Origin of the sequence: Mucilaginibacter daejeonensis (assembly GCF_020783335.1) — a bacterium.
GTDB lineage: Bacteria > Bacteroidota > Bacteroidia > Sphingobacteriales > Sphingobacteriaceae > Mucilaginibacter > Mucilaginibacter daejeonensis.
This window is the reverse complement of record NZ_CP086068.1, coordinates 198,127-211,007: the sequence shown is the minus strand read 5'-3', so window position 1 is coordinate 211,007 and position 12,881 is coordinate 198,127. Positions and strand designations below refer to the sequence as shown.

Here is a 12,881-nt window from a genome sequence, read left to right as displayed (position 1 = left end):
GGGCAACTTTAGGCAATTTTACCAACATGAATAATTTGCCGCCGTTGGCCGAGCGTATGCGGCCAAGAACGCTGGATGATTATGTGGGACAGAAACACCTGGTGGGGCCTGGCGCGGTGCTTCGCAAAGCGATAGAGAGTGGGAACCTGCCATCCATGATCTTTTGGGGGCCACCCGGGGTGGGTAAGACCACGCTAGCCTATATCATTTCGCAAGGCTTATCACGCCCGTTCTTTTCGTTGAGCGCCATCAATTCGGGTGTAAAGGATGTGCGCGAGGTGATCGAGAAGGCCTCTTTACTTAAGCAAGGCGGACAAACCTTGCCAGTTCTATTTATCGATGAGATACACCGTTTCTCGAAATCGCAGCAAGACTCGTTGCTGGGTGCGGTAGAACGTGGTATCGTTACCCTGATCGGCGCCACTACCGAGAACCCTTCGTTCGAGGTCATCTCGGCGTTACTGTCGCGGTGCCAGGTATATATATTACAGCATTTGGAGGAGAGCGACCTGCTGGCCCTGCTCAACAAGGCCATGACCGAGGATGAGGTGCTCAAGCATAAGAACATCACTTTAAAGGAGCACGAGGCCCTGCTTCGCCTTTCGGGCGGCGATGCACGTAAACTGCTCAACATATTTGAATTATTACTGAACGCCATTGACGCACCCGAGATCGTGGTGACCAACGATGCCGTGCTGGAGAACGTACAGCAGAACATGGCCCTGTATGATAAGGCCGGGGAGCAGCATTACGATATCATCTCGGCGTTCATCAAATCGATGCGGGGAAGCGACCCTAATGGTGCGGTGTACTGGCTGGCCCGTATGCTGGTAGGCGGCGAGGACCCAACCTTCATTGCCCGCCGTATGCTTATACTGGCCTCAGAGGATATTGGCAATGCCAACCCTAATGCTTTATTATTGGCGCAAAGCTGCTTTGACGCAGTGAAGGTGATCGGCATACCCGAGTCGCAACTGATCTTGTCGCAAACGGCGATATATTTGGCCACTTCGCCTAAAAGCAACTCGGCCACTACGGCTATAGGTGCCGCTATCGCTTTGGTGAAACAGACCGGCGACCTGCCCGTACCCTTACACCTGCGTAACGCTCCTACTAAACTGATGAAGAATATTGGCTACGGCAAGGAATACAAATATGCCCACAGTTACGAGGGCAACTTTATTGACCAGGACTTCTTACCAGAAGCCATCCGCGGAACCATCATTTACGACCCCGGCAACAACGCCCGCGAGAACGAGGCCCGCGAAAAGATGAAGAAGTACTGGACACAACGTTACAAATACTGATAATGAAAAAGGCTATGTGAATTACTCCACATGGCCTTTTGATAACGCAGTGGCGTTTAAAATTTAAAGCCTAACCCAAATTGCCATACCTGGTTGCGGTAGCTGGGTGTACCCGAGCTTCCGTCAGGATCGTTCTCGCGGAAGTCGATGTTGTAGCGGCCACGCAGGTCAACATTTCTGTTCAGGTCTACGGTCACACCGATCACGCCGCCTAAAAAGGTCTTGTCGCCGTTGTAATCATATCTTCTTTCCTGCAAGGTGGTAAAACCGTTGTAATAGGTATTGCGCGTGTTCATCAAGAACGAGATCTGCGGACCTACTAACACGTTCAAGGCCGGTACCACTTTAAGCTTAGCCATGATCGGCACATCTATAAAGTTGGCGCGCTGGGCAAAATCACCGTAAGCAGTGTTAGCACGATAACCTTTTTGCGAGTATAGCACCTCTGGCTGGATGGATAATGGGTAAATGATCGGTATATCCACGAACAGACCGGCATTGAAACCTGCACGGGTGTTGGTGCTGATATCAGAGTTGCGCGAACTGATGGTGTTGGCAAGGTTCAACCCGCCGGTCAAACCGACACGTGGCTGATAAAAATCGTCGCTTGAGCGTTGTTTACGATAACCCCGACGCTGAGCATCGGCCGTTACCGAAATGAACAACAGGATCGCTATGGCAAATAATAGTCGTTTCATAAGGCGTGAGTTTTCTGAATTTACAGGTATAGATATGACTTGGCGCCATAGGTTTATTGCGTCCTCCAAAAAAAGATCACACCTGAATGAGGTAAGCAGGGTGAGTTTTGATAGAAATAGACTAACCCAGATACACTGCGTCGTCCTCGCCGCTCTCATTTAGCGACACGTAAACGTGTTGTTTAAGTACGGTTGAAAGGGCTATACCTGCATAATCGGTACTTACAGGGAAGCTTTTGTGGTTACGATCCACCAGTACCACGGTACGCAGTTTTTTTAGTGGCACGTCAAGGAAAACGCCGAAGCCATAGGCCAGGGTCTTGCCGCTGTTCAGCACGTCATCTACCAGGATCACGGCCTTGTTCTCACAGATCTTGATATCGGTATCAACACTGAATTGCAAATGGCTGCTGTTCTTCTCGATCTGGATATTGATCATGCTGATCTTGAACGGTGCGATCTTTTCCAGCACGGCCTTCAACCTGCCGGCGATCACGCTGCCTTGCGACAGGATGCCCGCGATCACCACTTCCTCTTCCTCAAAATTATCTTCAAGGATCTGGTACGCTATACGATCAAGCTTTTGCTGTATCTGCTGGTGGTTCAGTATTAAGATCTTATCGGGCATGGTAGTGAACGGTTATTGAGCTGAACGTGCTTTTAACGGCTTGCCATTCAGCTTGGCTATCGCTATACAGTTCAAATATAGAACTATTCTTTTCCGTACGGAAAAAATACAAAATTGGCGCCTTCGGGCACGATCACGAACACGCACATAAAGTCGTGCGGGTTCTTGTAATTGTCGATGAAGCGCTGTTTAAGTTCCTGTTTAATGATCTTCTTCTCCACAAATTCTTCCAGTGTTGAGGCGTGTATGGTCCAATCGGTGTTCAGATCCTCTTTATCCAGTATGAGTTCGCCAAGGGATACCTCATGCTGGTGAGCCACAAAGATCGGATATGACGAAAGCCCTTCCACCATGATCTCGACCGATATCTCGCGGATCGATTCGCTGTATAAACGCAGATCTACCTCCAGGCTTTTCAGCGGGCTTTCTTTTTTCTGGTTGTTATTTTCGTTAAGCAGTTCTTCAGGATCCATAGGTCATTTATTATATCCGTCATCGCGAGGCACGAAGCGATCTCTGCAATATGAGGCCGATATGCCTACGCAGAGGTTGCTTCGTTCCTCGCAATGACGGTGCGTTATTAAGTCCATCACCCACAACCCATCAAAGGAAAGAGTTCTAAGTCCTCCTCCCGGGGAGGATATAGGTGGGGCCATTATTTCTTCAACTCCAGCAGTACCACGTTCTCTACGTGTTGTGTATGCGGGAACATGTCCACAGGCTGCACCTGCACCACGTCGTACTTTTCTTTTAATACAATAAGATCGCGGGCTTGTGTGGCAGCATTGCAACTTACGTAAACGATGCGCGGCGCCTCGATCTCCATTAGGCGGTCCACCACGTCGGCGTGCATGCCTGCGCGCGGCGGATCGGTAATGATCACGTCGGGCTTGCCATGCTGGGCCACAAAGCTGGCATCCAGTACATCCTTCATGTCCCCGGCGTAAAATTTGGTGTTGTGGATGTTGTTGATGCCCGAGTTCACCTTGGCATCCTCAATGGCCGATGGCACATACTCCACCCCGATCACCTCACGTACATGACCGGCCACAAAATTGGCGATCGTACCGGCACCGGTGTACAGGTCATAGACCAGTTCGTCGCCTTTGAATTGCGCCATGTCGCGCGCTATCTCATACAAGCGCTTGGCTTGCACGGCATTGGTTTGGTAGAACGATTTAGGGCCAATGCGGAACCGGATGTCATCCATGTGCTCGTGAATATATTCCGGACCTTTCCAGGCGATCACGTCCTGGTCAAATATGGTATCGTTCTTTTTTTGGTTGATGATATATAACAACGACGTTACCTGCGGGAACTCGCGCTCCACATAGCCCATCAACTCACGGATCTGCTCCTCGGTAGCATAAGCGAACACCACGATCACCATCAGCTCACCGGTAGATGAAGTGCGGATGATCAGGTTACGTAACGCGCCGGTATGCTCACGAACATCATAAAAGCTCATGCCGTGCTTTTTGGCATGATCACGGATCTGTAAACGCAGATCGTTGGATGGGTCGGCCTGCAGGTAGCAATACTCAATGTCCAGGATCTTATCAAAACGGCCTGGGATGTGGAAACCCAGCGCGTCCATGTCAACGGCTTCGTAGGTACGGTTCTCCCCATCGTTGAGCCAGCGTTTGTTGCTAAAGGTATATTCCAGTTTATTGCGGTAATAACGATCGGCAGGCGAACCTACTATCGGCAGGCAATGGCTCACATCCAGTTTGGCCAGGCGGGTAAGCGCATCGGTAACGGCCTTTTGCTTGAACTGCAATTGGGCCTCATAGGTCATGTGTTGCCATTTACAACCGCCGCAGGTGCCAAAGTGCTGGCAAAATGCATCTGTGCGGTGCTCAGATGGCTGCTTTAGGGTTGTGATCTTGGCCTCCCCAAAATTCTTCTTTTTACGGTAGACCTCTATATCCACCACATCGCCGGGTACCGCTTTTTCAATGAACAGTACCAGATCCTCGGCCTTGCCTACACCTTTTCCTTCTTCGGCAATGTCGATCACCGCTACATCGTCGAACCGCAGGTTAGGCGTTCTCTTACCTTTTCTCATGAGGCTGCAAAGGTAATAAAAAGGAATGGGTAGTGCTTGAGGCTCGCCACCGGCCATGAACTAAAACCGCGTGGCTTGCGTTCAATACCATAAAGTTGACCGCGGCGTTCGCTCATCAAGTGCTTCGAGTGGCTTTTTTGATACTTTTGTAGCTCAATGACCCCTACCCCGATGGATAACCCTGCCGTAAGTGCCGCCCCTAAAAAGACCAACTATGATTTTGTTGATCATATACGTGCGCTGGCCATCATTGCCATTGTGGGCGAGCATAGCCTGGGTGCCGGGGTGCCTTTAACGGCGGCATCATCCAAATATGGGTTCTACCTGTATATGGTGCAGCTCACCAAGTTCGGTACTATTGCCTTCTTTTTGCTGGCCGGCTTCCTGATCAGTGACAAGTTCACGCTTTATACACCCGGCGAGTACCTGAAACGCCGCTTTAATAATACGTTCGGGCCGTGGCTATTCTGGTCGCTGGTGTTCCTGGCTGTATTTACCATTAACCTGCGGGTGAAGGAGAACATGTATCATGATGGGCGCTTTAATATGAGCGCCATACTGGCCGAGGTAAAGGAGATATACCTGTATACCAACTACTGGTTCATCATCAACTTTATGGTGAGCATCACGCTGTTGCTCATCTTTAAAAAGTACCTGTACAACAAATGGTTCGGGGGTATACTGCTGCTATTCACCATATTTTACAGTATCAACGTACATTATGAGTGGATATCGGCCGCACACACCACGGCCATATTAGGCTTTGTGTTCTTTTTATGGCTGGGTGCGCAACTGCGTAAGAATTTTGAACTGGTTGATCAATGGCTGGCCAAAGTACCTTACTGGGTGCTGATCCTGTTAGTGATCGCCACCGGTTACGCCGCAGTGCAGGAGGCCATCTACCTCGAGCATCAACACAGTGTTCATAACTTCAACACGCTTAAGGCCACTAACGTGCTTTACTCGCTATCGATGTTCGCGTTGTTGCTCAAGGCCAAGACCTTTAAGGCACTTTATTACCTGAAACCGCGTGATACCACTTTTGGGATGTACCTGGTGCATGCGATCGTACTGGGATTTGTGACGCCCGAGATCTTAAGACCCTTGCACGTCGATCAGGCCCAAATGGCCATTCCATACTTTGTGGCTTATAAAACGGTATTCTTTGTGATCACCTATGCCATCACCCTGCTCATTGTCCGGGTTATCGGTGCAACCAAAGCCAAAGGCGTCATCGGCAATTGAACCCCTTACTTACGATTGAAAGGTTTGCATGGTGATCAGCTTACGGTAAACACCGTTGTGCTGCATCAGTTCGGTATGGGTGCCTTGCTCGACCACGCGGCCCTTCTCCAAAACAACGATAATGTCGGCATTTTGAATGGTGCTCAATCGGTGAGCGATGATCAGCGAGGTACGGTTCCTCATTAGGTTGTTCAACGCATCCTGCACCAGTTTTTCCGATTCGGTATCTAACGCCGAGGTAGCCTCATCCAGCAACATGATCGGCGGATTGCTCAACACCGCACGTGCGATACAGATACGCTGTTTTTGTCCGCCCGAAAGTTTAGAACCACGGTCGCCTATGTTGGTCTGATAGCCATTCTCGGTCTCCGAGATAAAGTTATGCGCATTGGCTATTCGGGCCGCAGCTTCCACTTCTTGTTGCGTGGCCCAGGGCTTAGCAAAGGCGATGTTGTTGAAAATGGTATCGTTGAACAAGATCGATTCCTGGTTCACTACCCCCATCAGGTTACGCAACGAGCCCATGGTCACCTTTTTAATGTCATGGCCATCTATGCGGATCAAGCCATTGCTTGGGTCGGCAAAGCGCGGGATCAGGTCCATCATGGTGGATTTACCACCACCCGAAGGACCGACCAATGCAACGGTCTTGCCTTTAGGTATGGTCAGATCGACCTCGTGTAATACCTCGTTGTCGCCATAGGCAAAGGACACTTTCTCGAAAGTGATCTGCTGCTCAAAGCCAGGCAACTCGATAGCTTGCGGGTCATCAGTAACGGCCGAACGCTCATCGATCAGCTCCAGCACACGTTCGCCCGCGGCAATGCCTGAGTGGATGCTACTGAATGAATCAGATATGGACTTGACCGGCCGGGTCACTTGCGAGAACAAGGCGATGTAACCGATAAAAGCAGCCGGGCTCAGTTCGGTATCGTGATTAAAGATCAAATAACCGCCATACAGGATCAACGCCGCGATCGTGACCGCCCCCAACGTTTCTGACACGGGAGAGGCCATTTGCTGTCTGCGGGCCATAGCTTTGATGATACGAGTATATTTCAAATTCTCGGCATCAAAGCGGTCTTTAGTAAAATTACCGGCATTGAACGCCTTAACGATCTTGATACCTGATAGGGCTTCGTCCAAGTAACTGATCATAACCCCATAAGTACTTTGCAACGCCACGGCCTGCTGCTTAAGGCGTTTTACGATACGTGAGATGATCAGGCCCGAGATCGGGATGACCAATAGCGAGTAAATGGTCAGTTTGACCGAGATGGCCAGCAACGCACACACGTAAAAGATGATCTGCATCGGCTCTTTGAAAACTACCTGCAGGGTACCGGTCACCGAGTATTGTACCACCTGCACGTCAGAGGCGATCTTGGAAATGATATCCCCCTTACGCTCATTGTTAAAGTAACCCATGTGCAGGTCCATCACGTTATTGAACACCGAGCGGCGCAGGTTGAGCAATGTATGAGCACGCAGGTTCTCCATGGTACGTTGAGACAGGTACCTGAAAACGTTACCTAAGAACACTGAACCTACAACGATACCGCAGGCATACTTGAGTGCGCCCCAATCGCCGTACTGGCTCACCATTAAGTTCACGTAATAGTTAAAGAAAGCGCTCAGGTTAAATATCGATGGCGGAGCAGCATTGATGTAAGCCGCCGTAGTGGCCGGGTCGTTCTTAAAAAACAAAGTTTGCAGCAGCGGGATCAGCAAAGCCAGGTTAAGGGTATTGAAAACCACGGCCAGCAGTGTGGTTATAATATATGGTATGGCGAACTTCTCGATCGGCTTAGCGAACGATAACAGCCTGAAATATGTCTTCATCCAATATGTTTGATCGGCAAAGGTAAATAATTTTAAAGAACGTCCTCTTTGCCGCCAACTGTCTTGTTGCTTTCCTAAACCTTGTTATCAAGCCTTTTCCCAATCATCAAAGCCATGCCACTGCGTTAACGGGGCCAGGTGCGCCAGCTCGGCATGGGTGGATAGTGCAGGTATAGGGCTGATGAGCGTTCGTAGTTGAGGGGCCATCACCTCGCCTTTTTTAGGCTTGCCGTTCACCCGGTTAAAGTTAGGGTCAAGCAGGGTTTGGAATGCGTTGAAGTCGTCGGGCAGGCGATCGCGGGTATAGCGCCACCACACTTCTTGGTCCTGCTCAAGCGTGCCTACACGGGCGGCAAAGGTCATGGTGGTGGAATTGGTGGTTTTCCAGTGGGTACTTTTGGTGCGTAATACGCGGCTGATCTCTCCCCCGTGGGTGACATGAGGGTTGGCGCTTTGTCCTTGCTCATCGCTATACTTATCGGGGTGATCGTACAAGGTCACATAATCGGCGATCTTCAGCGCTTCTATGAGGGCGTTAAGTGAACCGGGCAAATGCAGGTAATCATCCTCGATAAGGTAAACAAAACTATTGGGGTCGAAATGGCGGATTGCCGCCTTGACGATGTACCGCCACGAGTTTGAGTTACCTAAGGAGAGCTCCACCGGCTCGATGCCGCGCTCGCGAATGGCCGCCAGTGTCTCCGGTGTGCAGTTATCTGCATATACACATATATTGTGCTCAAAGTGCCGTAAAAAGTTGTCTAAGCAATACATTTTACTGGCCACACTTAGCTTAGCCTTAGGGTTGCCCGCATCAGAGATGCGGTACATAAAATGAATTTTGACCGGCAGCTCAGCCTTAAAATTCACGATGGCTTGATAGTCCATTTGCGGGTAACCCTGCTGCACCAGGTACGGCCGCCAGAACTCGAGGTACTTGTCCCACGCGTGGCAGCCGAATGGCAACTGGCCGTTATTGAGCTCCAACGCACGGGTGGGTGCCTGTTCAAAGGCAAAGCCTACAGCCACCCGGTGATCCGGAATGTTCAGGTACTTCTTTTTGCGATTAACTTCTACGCTCCAAAAAGCGTCCTCGTTATACTGATGCTTGTTCTCCTCGGACAGGTAGCGTTGGATATCATCCTGCCTGGTTCGCGTAACGTGGTGGAACTTTTGCACGCGGCGTAAAGAAAGGCCCCCGTTGCCCACCTTGTTCTCGAACTGCATATTGCTGGGCACGCCATCTATCTTGACATCGTACTTGGTGTGATAGTAATATTTAAAGTTGGATTTAATGGCCTTTACCACATCTACATGGCCAATGTAGCGTAACCATGGCGCGCCAATGTAATCGTAACCCTGATCACACCAGTGTAGCAGTTCGTCCTTGAATACAAATGCATCCAACTGGTAGATCAGCATGTATTCATACTCCAGGAAGCGTGCGTAGAACTCTTCGGCCAGCATCAATCGGTTGTAGCCGGCAATGCTGGTGAAGTAGCTGTCGTCAAAGCTTTCGGTGGCGGCCAGCTTTAGTTTGGCGGCCTCGGGTGGTAGCGTTAACCAATGCGGTTTAATGGCCACAATGGTATGGCTGCCCAGTATCTTGCTGCACTGATCCAGCGCGATCTGCTCATACCCGGTCAACCCGGGCTTATAGAACGGGACGATCACCACCACTTTTTTTGGAACGCTTGACATGATGAAGTATTTAAGCCATCCTATGCTTGCAACACGGACGGCATGCAAAGTAAATAAATTTACGCCGCACCGCATGATCGGGGCAAAGCTAAAACAGTGTCACGATCAGTTTACTAATTGTTAATGAAGCCTTAAAGCTGTACCTTTGCGGCAAACTAAAAGGGCATTCCGCTGCATGAAACTGAACATTGATTATCAGGAAAAATTTGAGGCCAGGCACATCGCTCCTAACGATGCCGACACCGCCAAAATGCTAAAGACCGTTGGTGTTGCATCCATCGACGAATTAATTGGCCAGACCGTACCCGAAAAGATCAGGCTTAAAACGCCGTTGAACTTACCGGCTGCCAAAAGCGAGTTCGATTATTTGAACACGCTGAAGCTAACGGCATCTAAGAACAAGGTGTTCAAGTCGTACATCGGTCAGGGTTATTATGATGTGATCGTGCCGGGTGTTATTCAGCGTAACATTTTGGAGAACCCGGGATGGTACACCCAATACACCCCTTACCAGGCCGAGATCGCTCAGGGCCGCTTACAGGCGCTCCTGAACTTCCAGACCATGGTGCTTGACCTTACCGGTATGGAGATCGCCAACGCATCGCTGCTTGACGAGGGTACTGCCGCTGCCGAGGCCATGTTCATGCAGTACAGCCTGCGTAAAAACCAAAAAGCCAATACTTTCTTCGTTTCTGAAGAGGTGTTCCCGCAAACCATCGATATCTTGAAGACCCGCTCGATGCCTTACGGCATTGACCTGGTGATCGGCGACCACCGCACCGTGGAACTGACCGATGATATGTTCGGTGCGATCGTTCAATACCCGGCTAAAGATGGCCAGGTATATAACTATGCCGAATTTGCCGCTGCCGCACACGCCAAGAACATCAAGCTGACCGTAGTGGCCGACCTGATGAGCCTGGTACTGTTAACGCCTCCGGGCGAGTGGGGTGCCGACATTGTGGTAGGTACCAGCCAGCGTTTTGGTGTGCCTATGGGCTTTGGCGGTCCGCATGCTGCATTTTTTGCTACTAAAGAAGAATATAAACGCTCGATGCCGGGCCGCATCATTGGTGTGACCATCGATAGCGCCGGTAACTATGCCCTGCGCATGGCCTTGCAAACCCGTGAGCAACACATCCGCCGCGATAAGGCTACCTCTAACATTTGTACCGCTCAGGCCCTATTGGCCATCATGGCTGGTATGTATGGCGTGTACCACGGTCCGCAGGGGTTAAAGCTGATCGCGCAGCGTATACACGGCATGGCCGTATTGCTGTCGAATGCTTTGGGACAATTAGGTTACGAGCAACTGAACAGCAGCTACTTCGATACCGTTAAGTTCGATGTAGGCAATCTGGTTGGCCCGATCCACGGTGAGGCTTTGAACAACGAGATGAACCTACATTACAATGGTTCGGTAGTAAGCATCGCTTTGGATGAGACCACCACACCAGAGGACATCAAAACATTGATCCGCTTCTTTGCCAAGGTAAAAGGCAAGACCTTGAACGATGTTGCTTTTGATGACCTGAAAGCTAACCTGGAGACCACCATACCAGCCGAACTACAACGTACCTCGACATACCTGACCCACCAGGTGTTCAACTCGCACCATTCAGAGCATGAGATGCTGCGTTATATCAAATCATTGGAGGCTAAAGACCTTTCGCTTTGCCACTCCATGATCGCGCTGGGTTCATGTACCATGAAACTGAACGCTACCACCGAAATGATCCCGGTGACCTGGCCTGAACTGGGCAAGATGCACCCATTTGCCCCGGTAGATCAAACCGGCGGTTACATGCAGATCTTTGACGAACTGAACAAATGGCTAAGCGAGATCACCGGCTTTGCCGCCATGAGCTTGCAGCCTAACGCAGGTGCTCAAGGTGAATATGCCGGCCTGATGGTGATCCGCGCTTATCATTTGGATCGCGGCGATGCTCACCGTAACATCGCGCTTATCCCGTCATCAGCACACGGCACCAACCCTGCATCGGCGGCTATGGCCGGTATGAAGATCGTGGTGGTGAAATGTGACGATAACGGCAACATTGACGTAGCCGACCTGAAAGCCAAGGCCGAGCAATATAAAAATGAACTATCATGCCTGATGGTGACCTACCCCTCAACCCACGGCGTGTTCGAGGAATCGATCATTGAGATATGTGAGGTGATCCATGCTAACGGCGGCCAGGTATATATGGACGGCGCCAACATGAACGCCCAGGTAGGTTTGACCAGCCCGGCCACCATCGGTGCCGACGTTTGTCACCTTAACCTGCACAAGACCTTCTGTATCCCTCACGGTGGCGGTGGCCCCGGCATGGGCCCTATCGGTGTAGCTAAACACCTGGTGCCTTACCTGCCAGGCCATGCGGTGGTAGATATCGACCAAGGCAAATCGATCCCGGCTGTTTCGGCAGCGCCATGGGGTTCAGCCTCTATTTTGATCATCTCACACGCTTACATCGCCATGATGGGCGGCGAAGGATTGACCAATGCCACTAAATACGCGATCCTGAACGCCAACTATATCAAGACCCGTTTAGAGCATCACTACCCGGTATTGTACTCAGGTTCACAAGGCCGTTGTGCACATGAGATGATCCTGGATTGCCGTGCCTTCAAGAACTTCGGCATCGAGGTGACCGATATCGCTAAACGTTTGATGGATTATGGTTTCCACGCACCTACCGTGTCATTCCCAGTAGCGGGTACCGTAATGGTGGAGCCTACCGAATCGGAGCCTAAGCACGAGCTTGACCGTTTTTGTGATGCCATGATAGCCATCCGTCATGAGATAGATGATGTGGAGAAAGGCCTGTCAGACAAAGCCGACAACCCGTTGAAGAACGCCCCGCATACCGCGGCCGTGATCACAGGTAACGATTGGAGCCATCCGTACACCCGCCAAAAAGCAGCCTTCCCACTGCCATACGTGGCCAACAACAAGTTCTGGCCATCAGTAGGTCGTGTGAACGATACCTATGGCGACCGTACGCTGATCTGCTCATGCCCTCCACTGACCGAATATGAATTTGAGGAAAGCGAAGTGACAACGCCTGAATACGGCACTTGAAATATCTGAACCGGAATTTTAAGAATTTATATAATTGACAGAATTTTAAGCGCTTGGACAACCAAGCGCTTTTTTTGTTGGTGATAGTGGCGATCAAAATACAGGCCTAACGCCAACGTTCTCCCACGGCATCAGTAATGTTGCGGCGACCACAGCACTGAGTAACATCCACAGGCGGGAGTTAACTCAGTTTACCGAGCCTAACAGGGCACAGGAACAAGTACCAGCTACAGCCACCCCTTCCGCGAACAGATTAGTGGTCAACTGAGCAAGAGAGATGCTGATATGCATCAGCATGACAAGGTTG

Annotated in this window: 9 protein-coding genes; 3 read left to right on the top strand and 6 right to left on the bottom strand. The window is 50.5% G+C overall.

Annotation, left to right across the window (positions count from 1 at the left end; translation table 11 throughout):
• Positions 1-26 precede the first annotated feature (26 nt).
• Positions 27-1,307, top strand: a complete 1,281-nt coding sequence (locus tag LLH06_RS00955) for a replication-associated recombination protein A (RefSeq protein WP_228171367.1) — start codon at positions 27-29, stop codon at positions 1,305-1,307.
• Between the two features lie 56 nt (positions 1,308-1,363).
• On the opposite strand, the gene LLH06_RS00950 is transcribed toward LLH06_RS00955, so the two are convergent.
• The 4 genes from LLH06_RS00950 to rlmD form a co-directional block, all read right to left on the bottom strand.
• Positions 1,364-2,005, bottom strand: coding sequence for a porin family protein (locus tag LLH06_RS00950; RefSeq protein WP_228171365.1), 642 nt, complete (start codon positions 2,003-2,005; stop codon positions 1,364-1,366).
• A gap of 121 nt (positions 2,006-2,126) precedes the next feature.
• Positions 2,127-2,633, bottom strand: a complete 507-nt coding sequence (locus tag LLH06_RS00945; protein ID WP_228171364.1) for a phosphoribosyltransferase family protein — start codon at positions 2,631-2,633, stop codon at positions 2,127-2,129.
• An 83-nt stretch (positions 2,634-2,716) separates the two neighbouring features.
• Positions 2,717-3,106, bottom strand: coding sequence for a hypothetical protein (locus LLH06_RS00940; protein ID WP_228171363.1), 390 nt, complete (start codon positions 3,104-3,106; stop codon positions 2,717-2,719).
• A gap of 182 nt (positions 3,107-3,288) precedes the next feature.
• Entirely contained in the window at positions 3,289-4,701 is a 1,413-nt protein-coding gene (rlmD, locus tag LLH06_RS00935) for a 23S rRNA (uracil(1939)-C(5))-methyltransferase RlmD (RefSeq protein WP_228171362.1), read from the bottom strand.
• A 156-nt stretch (positions 4,702-4,857) separates the two neighbouring features.
• On the opposite strand from rlmD, the gene LLH06_RS00930 reads away from it, so the two are divergent.
• Positions 4,858-5,946, top strand: coding sequence for an acyltransferase family protein (locus tag LLH06_RS00930; RefSeq protein WP_228171361.1), 1,089 nt, complete (start codon positions 4,858-4,860; stop codon positions 5,944-5,946).
• Between the two features lie 9 nt (positions 5,947-5,955).
• Here LLH06_RS00930 and LLH06_RS00925 read toward each other — a convergent pair whose 3' ends face one another.
• Complete coding sequence (locus LLH06_RS00925; RefSeq protein WP_228171360.1) at positions 5,956-7,788, bottom strand: ABC transporter ATP-binding protein; 1,833 nt, start codon at positions 7,786-7,788, stop codon at positions 5,956-5,958.
• 87 nt (positions 7,789-7,875) lie between these two features.
• A complete protein-coding gene (locus tag LLH06_RS00920) occupies positions 7,876-9,489 on the bottom strand; it encodes a DUF5672 family protein (protein ID WP_228171359.1) in 1,614 nt (537 codons plus the stop codon).
• A gap of 175 nt (positions 9,490-9,664) precedes the next feature.
• On the opposite strand from LLH06_RS00920, the gene gcvP reads away from it, so the two are divergent.
• Positions 9,665-12,574, top strand: coding sequence for an aminomethyl-transferring glycine dehydrogenase (gcvP, locus tag LLH06_RS00915; RefSeq protein ID WP_228171358.1), 2,910 nt, complete (start codon positions 9,665-9,667; stop codon positions 12,572-12,574).
• Positions 12,575-12,881 lie beyond the last annotated feature (307 nt).